The 17,633-nt window shown below is 73.7% G+C and carries 12 protein-coding genes; 5 read left to right on the top strand and 7 right to left on the bottom strand.

The window, feature by feature from the left end:
• Positions 1-91: 91 nt before the first annotated feature.
• Positions 92-2,959: a protein kinase gene (locus tag ACH35V_RS05615; protein WP_395970433.1), complete on the top strand. Its 2,868-nt coding sequence runs from the start codon at positions 92-94 to the stop codon at positions 2,957-2,959.
• Positions 2,956-3,891: a hypothetical protein gene (locus tag ACH35V_RS05610; RefSeq protein WP_395970432.1), complete on the top strand. Its 936-nt coding sequence runs from the start codon at positions 2,956-2,958 to the stop codon at positions 3,889-3,891. The genes ACH35V_RS05615 and ACH35V_RS05610 overlap by 4 nt, the downstream gene beginning before the upstream one ends.
• Before the next feature lie 4 nt (positions 3,892-3,895).
• On the opposite strand, the gene ACH35V_RS05605 is transcribed toward ACH35V_RS05610, so the two are convergent.
• Positions 3,896-5,320, bottom strand: a complete 1,425-nt coding sequence (locus ACH35V_RS05605) for an MFS transporter (RefSeq protein WP_395970431.1) — start codon at positions 5,318-5,320, stop codon at positions 3,896-3,898.
• 76 nt (positions 5,321-5,396) lie between these two features.
• On the opposite strand from ACH35V_RS05605, the gene ACH35V_RS05600 reads away from it, so the two are divergent.
• A complete protein-coding gene (locus tag ACH35V_RS05600) occupies positions 5,397-5,897 on the top strand; it encodes a MarR family winged helix-turn-helix transcriptional regulator (protein ID WP_395970430.1) in 501 nt (166 codons plus the stop codon).
• Here ACH35V_RS05600 and ACH35V_RS05595 read toward each other — a convergent pair.
• The gene (locus ACH35V_RS05595; RefSeq protein ID WP_395970429.1) at positions 5,877-6,704 is read right to left on the bottom strand and encodes a maleylpyruvate isomerase family mycothiol-dependent enzyme; all 828 of its coding nucleotides are present in this window, start codon (positions 6,702-6,704) and stop codon (positions 5,877-5,879) included. The two genes, ACH35V_RS05600 and ACH35V_RS05595, sit on opposite strands and share 21 nt — an antisense overlap.
• Positions 6,701-7,246, bottom strand: a complete 546-nt coding sequence (locus ACH35V_RS05590; RefSeq protein ID WP_395970428.1) for an RNA polymerase sigma factor — start codon at positions 7,244-7,246, stop codon at positions 6,701-6,703. Before ACH35V_RS05590 ends, ACH35V_RS05595 begins: the two co-directional genes overlap by 4 nt.
• Before the next feature lie 362 nt (positions 7,247-7,608).
• On the opposite strand from ACH35V_RS05590, the gene ACH35V_RS05585 reads away from it, so the two are divergent.
• Complete coding sequence (locus ACH35V_RS05585; RefSeq protein WP_395970427.1) at positions 7,609-10,239, top strand: PQQ-binding-like beta-propeller repeat protein; 2,631 nt, start codon at positions 7,609-7,611, stop codon at positions 10,237-10,239.
• Between the two features lie 18 nt (positions 10,240-10,257).
• Here the strand turns inward: ACH35V_RS05585 and ACH35V_RS05580 are convergent, their stop codons facing one another.
• Positions 10,258-11,511, bottom strand: a complete 1,254-nt coding sequence (locus ACH35V_RS05580; RefSeq protein WP_395970426.1) for an alpha/beta hydrolase fold domain-containing protein — start codon at positions 11,509-11,511, stop codon at positions 10,258-10,260.
• Between the two features lie 130 nt (positions 11,512-11,641).
• Here ACH35V_RS05580 and ACH35V_RS05575 point away from each other — a divergent pair, with 130 nt between their 5' ends.
• Positions 11,642-12,916 (top strand): dihydrofolate reductase family protein, encoded by a 1,275-nt coding sequence (locus ACH35V_RS05575; RefSeq protein ID WP_395970425.1) that lies wholly within the window; start codon positions 11,642-11,644, stop codon positions 12,914-12,916.
• Between the two features lie 72 nt (positions 12,917-12,988).
• On the opposite strand, the gene ACH35V_RS05570 is transcribed toward ACH35V_RS05575, so the two are convergent.
• The 3 genes from ACH35V_RS05570 to ACH35V_RS05560 form a co-directional block, all read right to left on the bottom strand.
• Complete coding sequence (locus ACH35V_RS05570) at positions 12,989-14,503, bottom strand: long-chain fatty acid--CoA ligase (protein WP_395970424.1); 1,515 nt, start codon at positions 14,501-14,503, stop codon at positions 12,989-12,991.
• A gap of 70 nt (positions 14,504-14,573) precedes the next feature.
• A complete protein-coding gene (locus tag ACH35V_RS05565; RefSeq protein ID WP_395970423.1) occupies positions 14,574-16,289 on the bottom strand; it encodes an aldehyde dehydrogenase family protein in 1,716 nt (571 codons plus the stop codon).
• A gap of 10 nt (positions 16,290-16,299) precedes the next feature.
• Positions 16,300-17,613: an MFS transporter gene (locus ACH35V_RS05560; RefSeq protein ID WP_395970422.1), complete on the bottom strand. Its 1,314-nt coding sequence runs from the start codon at positions 17,611-17,613 to the stop codon at positions 16,300-16,302.
• Positions 17,614-17,633 lie beyond the last annotated feature (20 nt).

The following is a 17,633-nucleotide window of genomic DNA, read 5'->3' as shown; positions in this document are numbered from 1 at the left end:
AATGTACTGATGTACATGTACGATTGTACATCAGATGTCGATCTGGGCGATGGCGTAGCCGACACCCCCGGCCGCGAGGGACGATGCCCCTATGAACCAGGGGCGTCTGCTCGGCGACCGCTACCGGCTCGACGTGCACCTCGGGCGCGGCGGGATGGGCACGGTGTGGCGCGCCCACGATGTCCTGCTCGGCCGCGAGGTCGCGATCAAGGAGGTCGTGCACCCGCCGGGGCTCGGCGACGTCGACCGGAGCCTCCTCCACGAGCGGGCGTTCCGGGAGGCGCGGGCGTCGGCGCGGCTGAACCACCCCGGCGTCGTCACCGTCTACGACGTCCTTGATGAATCCGGCCAGACCTGGATCGTCTCGGAGCTGGTCGAAGGCCGTTCGCTGCGGGACGTCCTGATGGAGCGCGGGACGCTGCCGCCCTCGCAGGTGGCCGAGTTCGGGCGCCAGTTGCTCGAAGCGCTGCGGCACGCGCACGAGGCCGGAGTCGTGCATCGCGACATCAAGCCGAGCAACGTCCTGCTCAGCGGCGCGGGACAGGCCGTGCTGACCGACTTCGGGATCGCGTATCTCGAACGCGCCCAGATGATCGCACAATCTGGGCAGGTCATCGGTTCGCCGGGTTTCCTGCCGCCCGAGGCGGCGCGGGGTGCATGGGCGGGCCCCGCCTCCGACGTGTGGTCGCTGGGCGCGACGTTGTACATGGCGGTCGAGGGACGTTCGCCCTACGAGCGGCACAGCGGCATTGCCACGCTGGCCGCCACGATGACGGAGCCGGTACCGCCGCCCCGCAACGCCGGGCCGCTGGCACGCGTCCTGGAAAGGCTGCTCGAACGCGATCCCGCTCGGCGGCCGAGCGCCGCTGAGGCGCTGACGATGCTGGACGAGGCGGTCAGCGCCCCTGTCCCTGCCTTGAGCTCTCTCCTTCCTGCGCCGCGTGCCGCCGTCGCTCCGCTGGCGGCGGAGGACGCGGTCGAGATCGGCCCGTACAGGCTTCTCGGACGGTTGGGCCAGGGCGGGACGGGAGTCGTCTACAAGGCACGCGACGGCGACGACAATGACGTCGCCTTGCGGCTGTCGCGGCGCGACACGAATTGGCGACTCCAACCTGACGCCCGGAACGTGCAAGGCTCCGGCCTCGTCCGGGTACTCGACTCCGGCGTGTTCGAGGGACGGTCATACCTCGTCAACGAGTTCGTCGACGGCCTCTCCCTCCAGGACTACGTCGAGCGTCGCGGGCCGCTGTCGGGCGGTCAACTCGAACGGCTCGCCGTCGGGACCGCCACCGCGCTCACCGCGCTGCACCGGGCCGGGGTGACCCACCGCAACCTCAAGCCGGGGAACGTGATCCTGAGGCGGGACGGCCCACGCGTGGTCGACTACGGCATCGGTCCAGCGGACGAGGAGCCCGGCACCGTCTACGGCACCCCCGGCTACATGGCCCCAGAGCTGTTCCGAGGGGGCGTGCAGAGTCAGGCCGCGGACGTCTTCGCCTGGGCGGTGACCATGGTGTTCGCCGCCACCGGGCGCCGCCTGTTCGGCACGGGGGCGGCAGACGCCGTCGTCCAGAGCACCCTGCATGACGAACCGGACTTGGCGGGCGTGGCCCACGGCCGGCTGCGCGACTTGCTGGCTGCCTGCTTGGCCAAGGATCCGTCCCGCCGTCCCTCGACGGCCGACCTGTTGAGGGACCTCCTCGAAGGGCCCCTGCCCGAACCCAGGCCGGCCGTCGCCGCGCCGGCAGACTGGGACGTGCTTTACGCGGAGTATCTCGACACTTATGTCGACGACGACGCCGCGCCATTTCAACGGTCCGCCCGCTCGGCGAGGGCTCGGATGCTGGCCTGGCCGACGGGGTTCACAGCGCCCGTCGCGCTTCTGGTCGGCGCCCTGGCGCTGCTCATGGTCGTCCAGCCGGAGGCGGCGGACGTCAGGGCCGCGGGAGTGGTCGCCGGGCTCGTGGCCGGGGCGGCGGCGGTGTCCGTCGCGGTTTTGGTCATGGGGCGGCGAGCGGTTCGGCGGCTGCGGTCGCGGCGGGCGGTCGCGGCGGCGCGCGACGACGTCGGACGGGCCCGCGATCTCATCGCGCGGGGCCGGTACGCCAAGGCGGAGACCGTCCTGACGAACTCGATTCGGACCGGACGGCCCGTCCCAGCCGAGACCTACGGGAACCTGGCGGTGGCGCTGCGAGGGCTCGGGCGGCACTCGGAAGCCGAACGGCTGCTGAGCGAATCCCTGCGGGTCGGAAGACGGGAAGAGCAGACCACCGATCTGGTCGTGTTGAGCAGGCTCGAAGCCAATCTGGCCGCCGTCCGGCATGAGGCGGGCTTCCCGGACGCCGTCGACCAGCTCGAAGAGGCGTTGGCGGCGTCCGAGGCGCTCGCTGATTCCGGTGCGCGGACCGTCCCGGTGCGGAGCAACCTGTCCGTGGCCCTACATGACGCGGGTCGCCTGGACGAGGCCGAGAGGCATGCCACGATCGCGCTGCGCGACGCGGTGGACGAGGGCGGCGACCGGTCCCCGGCGGCGTTGCGGGCGCGGGCCAATCTGGCCGCCGTCCGTCGCGACCTCGGGCACACCGCCGAGGCCGTGGAGCTGCTCAAGAGCACGCTCAACGACGCCGAGCACGTGCTCGGACGGCACCATCCCCAGACCTTGACGATCCAGGCCAGCCTCGCCGCCGTCCTGCACGACACCGGAGAACACCGGGAGGCGGCGAAGCTGCTGCGGGACGTCGTCGACCGGCGGGCCAAGGCGTTAGGCGCCGCGCATCCGGCGACTTTGCAGGCCCGCACCAATCTGGGGTTCCTGCACCTCAAGGGGGATGCGGCAGCGGCGCAGGAGCAATTCCAGCGAGTCCTAGCGGACGGCGACGGCGACGGCGCGGGTGACGCGGACGCCATTCTCGCCCGCGCTCACGACGGCCTGTCGCAGGCGCAGGGGCGCCGCCGATGAGGCATCGCCCCCGTCCCCTCGTCAGCGGCCTCACGGTCGCGACCGCCACGTCGGCCGCCGGGGTCGCGGTCAACGTCGCGACCGAGAACGGCGCGAGCGGGATCGCGTGGGCGGTGGTGGCCGCGTGCACGGTCGTCCTCGGGGCCGTCACCGCCGCCGCCGATCACCTGTTGGCCCCCGCCGCCGAGGCGCCCCCGCCGGACCGCATGGCGGACGCCGAACTCCTCATCGAGTGCGAGATCCGGCCGGACGGGGCCACCGTCCACCGCATGGTCGCGTTCACCGAGAGCGCCACGCGGGAGGCGCTGCGGGCGGCGGCTCCCCTGCCCGCCCCGGCCCGGTTAGAGCTCGAACCGCGGCCGAGGCTCGGGGCCGTGTTGATCACCCGGCGGCGGTCCAACGGGATCGCCAGGCGGCTTGAGGCGGTCGCCGGCGACTATCCCGGGCTCTACGTCCGGCTGTGCGTCGACGACAGCCTGCAGCGCAGGCTGGACGATCTGCGCTCCGCGCACGTGGTCGTCCTCGACGACCATTGCAGCGTCGCGAACGGACGCGGCCCGTCCCGGACGCTCGTCGGCGGCATCGACCTGGGCGAACTCCGGCACCCGGACGGACGCGGCCCGCGCGCCTTCCTGATCGTCCTGACCTGCCGGGACGGCGGCGACGACGAGCACACGGCCGCGCTGCGCCGCAGCCTGGACCACCCGGCGACGCTGCTCTCCTGCACGGGCGCCGCGCCCCTGGAGCACCGGCCGGTGCTCCTTCCGGCCCTGCTGGGCAAGGTCGGCGAGCTGGCGGGCACGACGGTCCGGGACGCCGACGTCTGCAAGGCCGTCGACGAGGCGCTCGCGCACGCCCGGCGGGTCCGGCCGCAGATGGACTGGGACCGATGGTCGGCGTCGGTCATCCGGCCTGACACCGAGCCGGAGTGAGCCGTCATGATCGCGGGTGCCGGACGGGCAGCAGGAGGCTGACCGCCGCGATGGCGACGCCGAGCCCGGCGGCCATGAGGAAGACCAGGCTGTAGCCGGCGGCGAGGTCGGACGGGGAACCGCCGCCGTCCGTCGCGGCCCTCGCTCCGGCGGCCGTCGCGAGCACCGCGAGGCCCACCGACGCGCCGACCTGGCTCGCGGTCTGGGCCAGGCCGCCGATGATCCCCGCGTCGCTCTCGGGCACGTCGGCGGTCGCCGCGGCCATGAGGGTGGGGAAGGTCAGCCCGATGCCGACGGCGACGAGCAGCGTGGGTCCGAGCACGCCGGTGACATAGCCGCTGCCCTCGTCCGCCTGGGCGAGCCATCCGAAACCGCCCAGGAAGAAGCCGGAGCCGGCCAGCACCAGGGAGCGCACGCCGGTTCGCGGCAGCGCGGCGGACGCCCATCGTGCGACCACCACGAACATCACCGCTGCGGGCGTCTGCCCCAGCCCGGCTTCGAGCGCGCTGTATCCGAGCACGTTCTGCAGGAAGAGCGACGTGAAGTACCACATCGCGATGACGATCCCTCCGAACAGCAGCAGCATGCCGCTGCCGACGGCCGCGCCCCGAATCTTGAACAGCCGCAGCGGCATCATCGGGCGGGTGGCGAAGCGTGCCTCCACCGCGATGAAGGCGGCGAGCAGGAGCAGGCCCGCCACGACCGGCGCGACGGCCGGCGCGGACGTCCAGCCGTGATCGGCGGTCTGCATGACCCCGTAGATCAGCGCGGCCAGCCCCGCGGTCCCCGTGATCGCGCCGGTGAGGTCGAGCGGTTCGCGGCGTCCGGTCCGCGCGCCCGCGAGCGCCGCCAGGGCCAGGACGATCAGCACCGCGCCGATCGGCACGTTGATCAGGAAGACCCATCGCCAGGACAGGCCGGTGGTGATGGCGCCGCCCGCGACCGCGCCCGCCATCCCGCCCACGCCGCCCGCGGCGGACCAGGCCCCGAACGCCCTGGCACGCGCGTGCTCCTCGGTGAAGCAGGTGTTGATCACTACCAGCGTCGCCGGGGCCAGCATCGCGGCGCCGACGCCCTGCACGACGCGCGCCGCCACCAGGACCTCCGGGGCGGCGGCCAGACCGGCGGCGAGGCTCGCGGCGGAGAACAGGAGCAGCCCGGCGACCAGCGTCCGGCGGGGCCCGAACAGGTCGGCGGCCCGGCCGCCCAGCAGCATGAGGCCGCCGAACGTGAGCAGGTAGCCGTTCACCACCCAGGCCAGGCCGGTGGCGGTGAACCCGAGGTCCCCGCCGATCGCGGGCAGGGCGACGTTCACGATGGACGCGTCCAGGATCACCATGAACTGGGCGGCGCACGCCAGCGCCATGATCATCCAGGCGCGTCCGGCGTCCGGCCGGGCTCGCAGGGTCGCTGCGACCTTCACGGTCATGTCGGCTCCTCGACATCGGATAGAATTAGTTATCCGCATAATGTTATGCGGATAACTATCTCGTCAAGGAGAGGCCGTGGACTTCGCGTACGCCGACGCCCTCAACCAGGCCATCCGCATCCTGAGCCTGCGGCACCGGGCCAGGGCCGCGGCGCTGCTGGCCCCGCTCGGCCTGCATCCCGGGCAGGAGGCGCTCCTGCTCGAACTCGACCGGACGGGCCCGATGATCCAGGCCCAGCTCAGCGAGGCGCTCGGCTGCGAGCCGCCGAGCGTCACGCTCATGACCCGCAAGCTCGAAGCCACGGGTCATGTCCGGCGCGTGCCCGCGCCGTCCGACAGGCGCGCGAGCGTCGTCGAGCTCACCGACCGCGGCAGGGCGCTGACCGAGCAGGTCAAGGAGTTGTGGTGCGCGCTGGCGGAGGAGACCGTGGCCGGGCTGCCCGCCGGGACGGCCGCCGAGCTGCCCGGCATCCTCACGATCCTGTCCGGGAACGTGGACACCCGGCGGCCCCGCCACCGCCCCGCGCGGGCCGAGGGAACGCCGGCGCGGAAAGGGCTACGGGCCGGAGAAGGCTGAGGCCGCCGCCAGCACGTCATCCGTGACGGTCGTGTCACCGCTGGTCTCGGCCTGGATCCTCGCGGGGTCGCGGCGTCCTCCGGCCAGAAAGCAGAACTCGACGACGTCCATCCGCAGTTGCGCGGACGGGTCGCCATCGGCGGCGGCCGCCCTGCCCAGCGGGATCGTCCACTGCCCGCCGCCCGGACCGTCCAGGATCAGCCGCAGCATGCGGTCGGAGTGATCGCGGCCGGTCACCGCGAGCGCCATCGGCAGGCTCCGGACGCCCAGGTCGGCGATCGGATGCACGTGCTCGGCGGGCGGCGACAGCAGGGTGCGGCCCGTCCCCCGGGCGATGTCGTCGGCGTGGATCCAGGTCTCGAAGGCGCGTCCGGTGAAGTGATCGGTGAGGCGCAGCCGCCGGCCGCCCGCCTCGACCCGGCGGTCGGCGTCCTCCTCGCCCACGTCGTCGCACAGGGCGTCGGCCTGCCGCCGCCACGCGCGGCGCGCGTCCCGCGGCGGAGGGCGGCGGCCGATCGCCTCGCGGGTACGGTCCAAGACGTCGGCGGCGGACGACACCCGCCCCTCGATCGCCTCGCCGAGCAGCCCGTCGGACGCGGACAGGTGCACGACCAGGTCGCGCACGTCCCAGTCGCCGGCCGCGACCGCCGCCCACTCGGCCTCGTTCAGGTCGGTCAGCAGGGCGTCGAGCATGGCGACCGTCGCGGCGTAGGGCCGGGCGAAGCCGGGCGACCAGCGCGCGGGCGGACGGCGGGTCAGCGCGGCTCGGAGCGTGCGCCCGCGCAGGTCCAGCGGAGGCTCGGTCATGGGGTGCTCCCTTCCTCGGCCAGGGTGTCGGCGATGCTGCGCAGCCCGGTGCGGATCCGCGACTTGACGGTGCCCTCCGGTAACCCCAGCTCGGCGGCGGCCTGCCGGTAGGTCCGTCCGTGGTAGTAGGCGAGCTCGATCGCCTCGCGCAGGCGCAGCGGGAGGGCCGCCACCGCGTGCCGCACCCGCGCCCCCGTCTCGTCGGCGATGATCACATCGATGATGGGGGCGGCCGGTTCGGGGTTGCCGACCGCGTCCAGCAGCCGCCGTCTGCGTTCCTCCCTGCGGACCCAGTCGACCGCGCGCCGGTGGGCGAGCAGCGCCAGCCACGTCCGCAGGTTCCCGCGGCCCGGGTCGAACGCGTACGGGTGCTCCCACAGGTGGACGAACACGTCCTGCGTTATCTCCTCGGCGGCCTCGCGGCTCCGTGTCACCCGTAACGCCAGCCTGTACACCAGCGACGAGCAGCGGTCGTAGGTGTGCTGCAGGGCCGCGTCGTCTCCCGCCGCGAGTCGCTGCCTGAGCGTGATGTCCGCGTCCATCGAACCCTCTCCCTGCCCTGCCGACATGGTCGCCGCAAATGTGCTTCGTTCGCCGGCAGGGAAGGGATGGGCGATGGCCGAGTCCGGCCGTCCGGACGGAAGGCGGCAGAACGGTGCCATATTGACGACTCCCGTGGTGCTGGTCGTCATGGCTTCGTATGTCACCGGGTGTCCGGATGTCGATCGGGGGTGTGACCGGGCTCACAATCGATCGTCGCGTCCGACCCACTATGGTGCGGTTCGCGAGGTCGGCCGCTCTGGCGGCGGCCTCGGCGTCTGCACGCATCCCCCGCACTCGGTGGCAGGACGAACCCGTCGTCCGCCGGGCAGGACGGACGAGAGGCGGGGCCATGCGGCCGACGATGACTCGAACACGCGCGTTGTGGTGGGGCGGCGGACTGCTGGCCGTCCTGCTGATTCTGGTTCTCGGCGGGGTGCGGGCGTGCGGCGGCGAGGACGTCGCCGACCTGCCGCACGGGGAGAAGCGCCCGGCCCCGGTCTCGTTCGGCGCGAAGCCGCTGTGGGACGAGCGCAAGCTCGGCATGACGAGGGTCGCCGGCATCGAGTTGCGCGGTGACACCGCCGTCGTCGCCGGGGACGTCGGCCTCGACGGCGCCCGGGTCGCGGCCGTCGACGCCCGGACGGGGAAGCCCCGCTGGGTCCTCGACAGCGGCCATCCGCTCCGGGGCGGTGGCGGCGCGGTCGCCCATCACGGGTCCGGGTACCAGGCGGAGCAGCTGCGCGGGGTCACCGGGAAGCCCCTCGTCTACGGCGACGGGGATGCCTGGAACGTTCTCGTCCAGTACGTCGTGGGGGCTCGGGGGCGCGAGACCGAGCTGGGGGTCGCCGCGCTTTCCGGCAAGGACGGCGCCGTCCGGTGGAAGCGTCCGCTGATCCGCCCGCGCGGCGGCGACAAGGGCGACGACGACCGCGAGCAGCGGATGCGGCTGCTCGGCGCGGACGCGCGGGTCGTCCTGACGAGCGTGGAGTCGCGGGACGGCGTCGACCCGGCGACCGTCGCGCTCGACCCGGCGACCGGCCGCGAGCTGTGGCGCAACGCGGACGGCTGGGCGTTCCGGCTCGTAGGCGACGTGGTGCTCGGGGAGACGCGCGGCGCCGAGGCCCCTCTGGGGCACGTCTGGGGAGAACGGCGCGAGGACACCGACGTGTTCGCCCTGGACGTGACCAACGGCAAGAAGCGATGGGACCTGGGCGACACGGTCGAGAATTCTCATCTGATGGCGGCCGCGAACGGAACGGCCGTCATCAACGTGAACGAGACACCTCCCGGACGTTCCTACAGCCGTGACCGGACGATGCTCGTCGACGTCGCCACCGGCCGTCCGACGAAGCATTCGCCGAAGGCGGACGACGACGGGACGTCCGAGCCCCTCCCCTTCTACGGCTGCGCCGACGACGGACGAGCCTTGATCGCCTGCTCGGGCTCCGACGGACGGCTCGTCACGATCCGGCCGGGACGGCACGGCGAACCCGTCGCCGCGGCGAAGGTCCCGTTCGGTGAGAACACGACGGCCCAGGTCAGGATGGTCTGGCAGGACCGGGTACTCGTCACGGGATCCGCCACCGGGGGCCGGCCCGCCCGGTACGCCGTCGTGGACCGCGCGGCGAACCGGCTGGGGACGCCGCCGCCCGGCGAGGCCACCGCGATGTCGGAGCAGGTCGCGGCGTTCCGGGTGACGCGGGCTGGGTCGACCTCGTCCAGGCCGGACGGCCTCGCCGTGCACGCGGCGGCCGTCGGTACGAAGCCGCCGCCCGAGCCGTCCGGGCCCGACCCGGCGACGGCGCGGCCGCCGCGGATCGACGCGGCGCCGCTGTGGACGGCCGGGGCCGGCGAGGCCCCCGTGCCCCCGCCCGCCAAGGACACCGGGCTGGAGTCGGTGATCAGCATCGACCTGGCGGGGGACGCGGTCGTCTACACCGGCCGGGACCGCGAGGACGACGACCTCGACAGGATCGTCGTGGCCGACGCCGCGACCGGGAAGGTGCGGTGGTCCGTCCGGGAGGGCGCGTCGCTCGGCGGCGGCGCCAAGGCCGGGTTCGTCTCCGTCCCGCACATCGTGGACGGGGAAGGGCTGCTGCTCGTCCGGTACGACGACGGGGACGCGGAGGGCGTCGCCGCGCTCTCCCTGAAGGACGGCCGCACCCGCTGGACGAAGCAGGTCACGTCCGGGAACGCGTACCTGATGCTGAAGGCGGCCGACCGCTCGGCGTTCGCGGTCGAGGTGACGAGCTACGACGGCCCGGAGGACGGACGCGACGAGACGGTCGTGTTCGCGACCGGGACGCGCCGCGAGCTGTGGCGCGAGCGCGGAGTCAGCCCGGTCGGCGCCGGCGGCGGGCTGGTCCTCGCCGCCCGGTTCGCCGAGGGCGAGAACGGGACGCGGGAGCCCCGCGACCTCATCGCGTACGGGACGTCGGACGGCAAGCAGCGGTGGCGGCTCGGCACGCGGTACCGGGACCCGGAACTGCTGCACGACGGGGGCGGCAGGACGATCGTCGTCGGGACGGCGGACGGCGGCGTCGTCCTCGACCGGGCGACGGGCCGTGAACTCGCCGGCACGTATGCGCCGCTCGTCCAATGCGACGCGGACGGAGACGTGGGCGGGGGCGGAGACGGGCTGATCGTCTGCCGGGCGGGGTCGCGTGGAAGTTCGGGGAGCGATCCGAGCGGGCGGGCCGTGATCGTCCAGACGCAGGGGGGCGCGACGACCGTCCGGGACCTGCTGGAGACCGGGGCGCTCACTCGCTACGGAGCGGCCGGGAACTGGTTCACCGCGATCCGCCCGGCCGCGGAAGGGCGACCCGAGCGGTTCCTGCTGCTCGACGGGGAGGGCCGCCAGGTCGCCGACGATCTCCCCGGCAGGCCGATGGACATCGGCGGCGGGTTCGCCGTGCTGACCCCGTCCGCGCTGACGCACGGCATCGCGGGCGCGGGGGTGCCGAACTTCAGCGTCCACCGCGTCCAAGGGTGAGGGATGCGGGGCAGCCGGTCAGGCGGTGCCCGCCTCGGGCTCGGCGGCGACCGCGCCGGGGGCCGGCTCGCGGACGAACCGTCCCGCCTGCTCCAGCGCGTCGGCCGCCTCCGGGAGGAACGTCCAGAACAGGTGGAAGACGTGCGCGGCGACCGGGTACAGCTCCAGCCGGACGTCCACGCCGTGGTCGCGGGCACGGTCGGCCAGGGCGTGCGACTCGTCGTGGAACGAGTCGCCCGTCCCGACCTGGACGAGCATGGGCGGCAGCCCGGTCAGGTCGGCGGTGAGCGGGCTGACCAGCGGGTCCTCGACCGGATGCGCGCCGAGGTAGAGGTCGAGGAAGCGGCTGACCTGAGCCATCTGGACGTCCGCCAAGGCGTGGTCGCCGGACGGCGGGCCGAGGACGACCCGGCCGGTGTCCACGCCGGGGCTCAGCAGCACGACGCGGCCGGGCAGCGGCAGTTCCCGTTGCTTGAGGCTGAGCAGGAGCGACAGGGTCAGCCCGGCTCCGGACGAGTCACCGGCCACGGCGAGCTGCTCGGGTGGGGTGCCGCGGTCCAGGATCCACAGGTAGGCGCGGAGGGCGTCCTCCAGCGCCGCCGGGAACGGGTGCTCGGGGGCCAGCCGGTAGTCGGCGACCAGCGCGCCCACCCCGGCGGCGACCGCCAGGGCGCCCGCCAGGGGCCGGTACCCGTAGGCGGAGCCCAGCACGTAGCCGCCGCCGTGCAGGTAGAGCAGCCCGAGGCGGCTGTCGGGCGCCGGGTCGAGCCGCAGCGCCTGGACCCCGCCGGCGTTGACCGGCCGGATCCCCACCTCCGGGGGCTCGAACTTGGCGAGCATCTCCTCGTTGCCGTCGCGCAGCCGCTGGACGTCCAGGTCCCCGGCGGACACGTCGACGAGCGGCGCCCACAGCCGCGCGATGCGGGTCTCCAGCTCGCCGCCGACCGACCGGGTCGCCGACACCGCCTCGGCCACGTCCGCCAGGACGCGGCGGGACCGCTCCAGCAGCGCCTCCCCCGCCAGCGTCAGCTCCACCCGGTGCGTGGACCGGCGCAGCAGCGGGCAGCCGACCAGCCGCTCCAGCGCGCGGATCTGGCGGCTCAGCGCGGGCTGGGAGATGAACAGCCGCGTCGCGGCCCTGCCGAAGTTGAGCTCCTCGGCGACGGCGACGAACGCGCGCAGATGGCGCAGCTCGATCGCGTCCGGCGCGCGGAGCGTGGACAGGGTCGCCTCGTCCTGCTCGTCACGGTTCGGGTCGCTGCGCCGGGTCATGGGCATGATTGTCGCGGACGCTTCCGTCCGCGGCCATGTTCCGCACCGTCCCGGTTGATGCGGACCGTGCATGACGATCATGCGCGCTCGGCCTTTCCCTGCGGCACCCGCCCCGTGCCAGCGTTGCCACATGCCCGCCACACCGTTCCACCGCCGGAGCGCCACGCTGCGCTTGCGGGGCCGCACCGCGCCGCGGCCGGCGCGCGTCCACTGGCCGCGACCCGTGCCGCGCGCCGCCGCGCCCCTGCTGGTGCTCTTCGCCGACGGCGCGGTCGAGCGAGGTCTCGGCCCCGGGGACGCCACGGGCCGCACGCTGGCCTTCCTGCTGGGCGCGGTGGTGGTGTCGGTCTCGCATGTTCCGGGCCGGGACGGCGTGCGCGACGCGTCCGCGGCGGTGGAGTGGGCCGCCGAGCACGGCGCGGAGCTGGGCGCGGACCCGGACCGGCTGCTGGTCGCGGGGCACGGCGCCGGTGGCGGCCTGGCGGCGGCCGTCGCGCTGCACGCCCGCGACCAGGGCTGGCCCGCGCTCGTCCGGCAGGTCTTGATCTTCCCTCGCGTCCCGTCCGGCGTCGCGCCGGTTCTGGCGGGCGTCGCGCCGGCGACCGTCCTCACCCGGGACGGCATGGGCCTGGACGACGGCGCCCGCTACGCCGCCCGGCTGCGCCACGCGGGCGTCGAGGTCGACGAACTGCGCTACGACCACCGTCCCGGCGACGGCGCCGAGCGGATCCTCACCGACCTCGCCGCCTCGCTGCGGAGGGCCCTCGACGCCCGCGCCCCGCCGCCTCGAACGGCCGAAGCCCGCCATCCCCGATCTGATCAACGCACGACTCGACAACAGGAGGTTCTTCACATGCGCAAGGTGCAAGCAGGTCTGTTCAGCTCGGTCGACGGTGTGATCGAGTCGCCCGACCAGTGGCAGCTCACGTTCGACGACGAGATGGGCGCGGTGATGTCGCGCATGCTCGACGAGCAGGACGCCGTGCTGCTCGGCCGGGTGACCTACTCCGAATGGGAGCACTACTGGCCGACCTCGACCGACGAACCGTTCGCGAGCTGGATCAACGGCATCCAGAAGTACGTCGCGTCGGACACGCTCGACTCCGTCGGCTGGTCCAACAGCACGCTGATCAAGGGCCCGGTCGCCGACTTCGTCGCCCGGCTCCGGGAGGAGCCCGGCGGGGCCATCGGCGTCGCGGGCAGCCCGACGCTCGTCCGGTCGCTGCTGAGCGCGGGGCTGCTGGACGAGCTGATCCTGATGATCAGCCCTGTCGTCGCGGGCGGCGGCCTCAAGCGCCTCTTCCCCGAGGACTACGCGCTGACCAACCTCGAACTGGTCGAGGCCCAGCCGACCAGCACCGGCGTGGTGATCGCGACCTACCGTCCGGCCCGGCAGGACGGGTGACGTCCGCCCGCATCCGGGAATGGGCGCGGGCCCCGGGACATGCACGGCATGCCTCGGGGCCCGCTCATGCCGTCACGCCTTCGCTTCCTCCGCGTCCCGCGCGGGCGCGCTGATCTCGCGCTTGAGGATCTTGCCGGTGGCGCCCTTGGGAAGCGCGTCGACCAGCCAGACCTCGCGCGGGTACTTGTACGGGGCGACCTGCGCCTTCACGAACTCGCGCAGTTCGTCCGGGCTCGCCTCGGCGCTGGGGCGCAGCGCGACCGCGGCGGCGATCTCCTCGCCGAGCGCCTCGTGCGGCAGCCCGATCACGGCCGCCTCGGCGACGGCCGGGTGCTCGTACAGGACCTCCTCGATCTCGCGGGGATAGACGTTGAAGCCGCCGCGGATGATGAGGTCCTTCTTGCGGTCGACGATGGAGTAGTAGCCGTCGTCGTCGACGCGTCCGAGGTCGCCGGTGTGGAACCAGCCGTCCCTGATCGCCTCTGCGGTGGCGTCCGGACGGTTCCAGTAGCCCTTCATCACGTTGTGCCCGCGCACGCAGATCTCGCCGACGCCGTCCTCCGCCTTGGCCAGCTTCATCTCGACGCCGTCGATCGGGGTGCCGATCGAACCGGCCTTGCGGGGACGGTCCAGATGGTTGAAGGAGGCGATGGGGGACGTCTCGGACAGCCCGTAGCCCTCCAGGACCGCGCAGCCGAAGGCGTCCTCGAAGCCGCGGAGCACCTCGACGGGCAGCGCGGAGCCGCCGGACACGCAGAGGCGCAGCGCGGGGACGTCGTACTCCCCCGGCGCCTGGCGGTGCGCCGAGAGCATGGCCGCGTACATGGTGGGCACGCCCGCGAACATGGTGATCCGCCGGTCCCGCATCGTCCGCAGCGCGAGGCCCGGCTCGAACCGCGGCAGCAGGGTCAGGCGGGCGCCGACCCGGAACGCCGTGTTCATGGCGACGACCTGGCCGAAGGCGTGGAACAGCGGCAGGGCGCCGAGGACGTCGTCCGCCTCGGTGAGGCCGAACAGGGGCCCGGCGGCGATCTCGGCGTTCTTGTCCAGGTTGTCGTGGGTGAGTTCGGCGCCCTTGGGAAGGCCGGTGGTGCCCGAGGTGTAGAGGATGACGGCGGTGTCGTCGGACGCGGCGGCGACGGTGGCGGCGGGTTCGGCGTGGCCGGCGAGCAGCTCGGTGAGCGAGCCCGCCGCGACCGGGACGACCGCCGCGCCGCCGCCCGCCTCCCGGGCCGCGGCCTCCACCTCCGCGACCGTCGATTCGTGGGCGAAGATGACGACCGCGCCGGAGTCCCGCAGGTAGTGCGCGACCTCGCGGGCTCTGAGCAGCGGATTCATCGGTACCACGATGGCGCCGGCGCGCAGCGCCCCGTAGTAGAGGACGGGGAATTCCATGAGGTTGGGCAGCATGACGGCCACCCGGTCCCCGTGCCGCACGCCCCGCGCCGCGAGCAGCGCGGCCGTCCGCCCGGCGAGCGCGTCGAGCTCGGCGTAGGTCAGCGACGCGTCGCCGAGCTCCACCGCGGTGCGAGGGCCGTGCTGTGCCGCGGTGCGGCTGAGGAGGTCGGCGATGTTCACGGTCGGCATCCCTTCTGCGAAAGGTCGGTCCCGGGGCACGGGAGAGGCGGCGGGGGGCGGGTCGGGCGAACGGGCGGGGTCAGCCGCGCAGGGCGGAGGCGAAGATCGCGGGCAGCTTTCCGGCGCCGGGGGCGGCGGTGAAGCGGGTGACCTTCTCCAGGGTCGACAGGGCGGTGCGGTTGGTGACGAAGTACGGCGGGCGCGGCGACAGTGACGGCGAACCGGTGAGCAGGCCGCGCGGCGCGGGCGCGAACGGGGCGCGCAGCACGGTCTTCTCGATGTGCTCCTCGTCCAGCATGAACGCGTTGTGGACGAACCCGACGCCGCTCCCGATGTCCTGCCGCGTGTGGCCGGGGAAGGCGCCCCACGGGGTGTAGCCGAGCAGGAAGCCGATCGCGGACCAGCAGTTGACGCCGAGCGTCCCGTACCGCAGGTCGGCGACGGCCTTGTCGACGGCGGCCCGGTGCGCCTTCTCGCTCTTGGGGTGGACGAGGAGCGTCGCGCCGAGGGTGCCGGGCAGGCGCTCGTTGGCGAACTCGACGGCATGGCGGAGGAAGTCCTCCGGGGTGTCGCCGCCGAGCCGGACGACTCCCAGCGCACTGGCGAAGACCTCGGAGCCGAGCAGGGCGCCGTCGCTCTCGGGCACGTCCGGGACGAGGAGGCGGCAGTCGCCCCGGCCGTGCTTCTCGGCGTCGGGATGCGCGGCGAGCACTGCCGCGAGGCGGTCTCCGGCGCCGGGGTAGTAGTCGGTCCGGTCGGGCAGTTCGCGCAGGACCTCGCGGACGTGATCCAGCAGCCGGTCGGTGCCGTCCCAGTCGCGGGGCACCACCAGGATCTGGCTGGCGACGCAGTTGTGCCCCGAGTTGTTCATCTTGCTGGTGACGATGTGCTCGGCCTGGAAACGCAGGTCGGCGTCGCTCCAGGGGCCGGGCACGACGATGCAGGGGCTGACGCCGCCGAGTTCGCTGCTGAAGGGCTTGGTGTTGATCGGGGCGTCGTCGGCGCGGCGTTGCCCGGCCTGCTCGTCGGTGCCCCACACGATGGCGTCGTGGGTGCGGTCGCTGCCGGTGATGTGGATGGTGTCGACGCCGTCGTGCGCGGTGAGGTGGGCGCCCACGGCGGCACCGCCGTCGACGAAGCGCACCCAGCCCTTCTCGATGAAATCGGCGAAGACGCGCTCGAAGTGCGGGCGCAGGTAACCGTTGACCGGGTTCATCTTGGCGATGACGACCTGGCCGTCCACGTACAGCTTGTGCAGGACGTCGAGCGCCGTGATCGCCGCGACGTTCCCGGCGCCCAGCACCAGCGCGACGCCGGGCGCGCCGGGACGGCCACGGTATTCGCCGGCCGCCCCGTCCCGTACCTGGGCGACCGTCCGGCCCGGACGGCTCCACACCTGGGCGGTGAAGCCGTTGAGCAGCAGGCTGTCCCAGCCGGACGCGGGGAAGACGTCCACCAGGACGCGTCCGCCGCGCTCCCGGACGGCTCCGGACTTGAGCGGCTCCTTGCCCGACGCGATCCGGCGCAGCACCCGCAGGTAGGCGCTCGCGGTCTGGGCCAGCGCCCACGGGGCGCCCGTCCAGTCCTCCGCGGCCCACGGGGAGCCGGGGCCGTAGCCCTTGGCGCGGGCGGCGGCCTCGACCATGTCCGCGGCGCCGCCGGCGATGCGCGGCAGCATCCGCTCCAGCAGCGCGACCCGCTCGGCGATGCCCGTCGCGGCCCAGGCGGCGGCCCCTGCGCGGAGCTCGGCGACGGCTCCGTCCAGCGGCGCCGTGTCGAGGGCGAGTTCGGTCATGACGGCTCCTTCAGGACGCGACGCGCGCGGCGTCGCGCTCCGGATCGATCAGGACGGCGGCGGCGACGGCGCCGGCCAGAAGCAGGGCGGCGGTGGCGAGCGCAGCGTTCTGGTAGCCGGCGCGGCCCTGGGCGTCCACCATCGCGCCGACCACAGTGGGGGCGAGGAGGCCGGCGGTGGTGACGACGGCGTTCATCGTGCCGAGCGCACCGCCGCGCCGCCGGGGCGGGGCGAGTTCGGCGACGGTGGTGGCGGCGACGCTCGCGAAGGCCCCGCCGAAGGCGAACCCGATGAAGAGCAGGACGGTCTTGGGCGCGTCGCCGTCCACCAGCGGGAGCCCGAGGAAGGACAGCGCGCCGATGATCAGCAGCCCGGCGCCGACGCGGCCGCGCGCCCACCGGCTGGGCACGCCGCGGCGCATCAGCCGGCCGGTGACCGCGGCCTGGACGAGCAGCACGACGGCGCCGATCGCCCAGGGCACGGCGACCAGCGTGCCCGCGGTGCCGGATGAGTAGCCGAGGCCGTTCTTCAGGTAGGACGGCAGCCAGACCAGCATCAGCGCGACGCCCCAGTAGCTGGTGAAGTACGCGATGGTGACGCCGATCCAGGTGCGGCTGCCGAAGATCCGCCGGTAGGAGGGCGCGGGCCCGTCCTGCACGGCGGCCTCCCGCACGGCGGCCGTGGGCGCGGGACGCTCGTCGCGGTACTGGCCGATGGCGCCGAACGCGAGCCACGCGACGCCCCACACCAGGCCGACGGCGGCGAGGGCCCAGAGCGCGGAGCGCCAGCCGTGGTTGTCGATGAGCCAGGTCAGCGTGGGCGCCGCGATGATCACGCCGAGGGTCACGCCGAGGGTGACCAGGGCACCGGGCAGGTTGCGCTTGTGGTTGGGGAACCAGGAGAACGCGGCCTGCTGGGCGACCGGGAACGCGGGCCCCTCGGCGGCGCCGAGGACGATGCGGGAGCCGATCAGCACGGCGAGCCCGCCGCCGACCGCCGCGGGCACCTGCGCCACGGACCAGAGCAGGGCCATGATCAGGATCAGCCACTTCAGCGACGTCCGGTCGGCCAGCAGGCCCACCGCCACGGCGGCCACCGAGAACAGCAGGAAGAACGCGCTGTTGGCCAGTCCGAACTGGGTCGCGGTCAGGCCGAGGTCGGCGCGGATCTCGTCGGCGGCGAGGCCGAACACCGACTTGTCGGCGAAGTTGATCATCATGAAGACGACGAGCAGGGCGGTGACCGTCCACGCGCGGGCGCCGGAGGCCTTCGCCGCCTGGTCCGCTCGGGCTGGTCGTCCGGCCTGGGTCTCGGCAGCAGTCACGCTGACCTCCGGGGCTGGGG

The organism is Actinomadura sp. 1N219, assembly GCF_044326405.1.
In the GTDB taxonomy this organism is placed as follows: Bacteria; Actinomycetota; Actinomycetes; order Streptosporangiales; family Streptosporangiaceae; genus Spirillospora.
Note: the sequence above shows the minus strand (reverse complement) of the source record. Positions and strands in the feature narration are given on the sequence as shown.

What these genes read in the sequence shown, in the direction of transcription:
- ACH35V_RS05615 (WP_395970433.1), top strand. Translation starts at nt 92, where the DNA reads ATGAACCAGGGGCGTCTGCTCGGCGACCGCTACCGGCTCGACGTGCAC.
- ACH35V_RS05610 (WP_395970432.1), top strand. Translation starts at nt 2,956, where the DNA reads ATGAGGCATCGCCCCCGTCCCCTCGTCAGCGGCCTCACGGTCGCGACC.
- ACH35V_RS05605 (WP_395970431.1), bottom strand. Translation starts at nt 5,320, where the DNA reads ATGACCGTGAAGGTCGCAGCGACCCTGCGAGCCCGGCCGGACGCCGGA.
- ACH35V_RS05595 (WP_395970429.1), bottom strand. Translation starts at nt 6,704, where the DNA reads ATGACCGAGCCTCCGCTGGACCTGCGCGGGCGCACGCTCCGAGCCGCG.
- ACH35V_RS05590 (WP_395970428.1), bottom strand. Translation starts at nt 7,246, where the DNA reads ATGGACGCGGACATCACGCTCAGGCAGCGACTCGCGGCGGGAGACGAC.
- ACH35V_RS05585 (WP_395970427.1), top strand. Translation starts at nt 7,609, where the DNA reads ATGACTCGAACACGCGCGTTGTGGTGGGGCGGCGGACTGCTGGCCGTC.
- ACH35V_RS05580 (WP_395970426.1), bottom strand. Translation starts at nt 11,511, where the DNA reads ATGACCCGGCGCAGCGACCCGAACCGTGACGAGCAGGACGAGGCGACC.
- ACH35V_RS05575 (WP_395970425.1), top strand. Translation starts at nt 11,642, where the DNA reads ATGCCCGCCACACCGTTCCACCGCCGGAGCGCCACGCTGCGCTTGCGG.
- ACH35V_RS05570 (WP_395970424.1), bottom strand. Translation starts at nt 14,503, where the DNA reads ATGCCGACCGTGAACATCGCCGACCTCCTCAGCCGCACCGCGGCACAG.
- ACH35V_RS05565 (WP_395970423.1), bottom strand. Translation starts at nt 16,289, where the DNA reads ATGACCGAACTCGCCCTCGACACGGCGCCGCTGGACGGAGCCGTCGCC.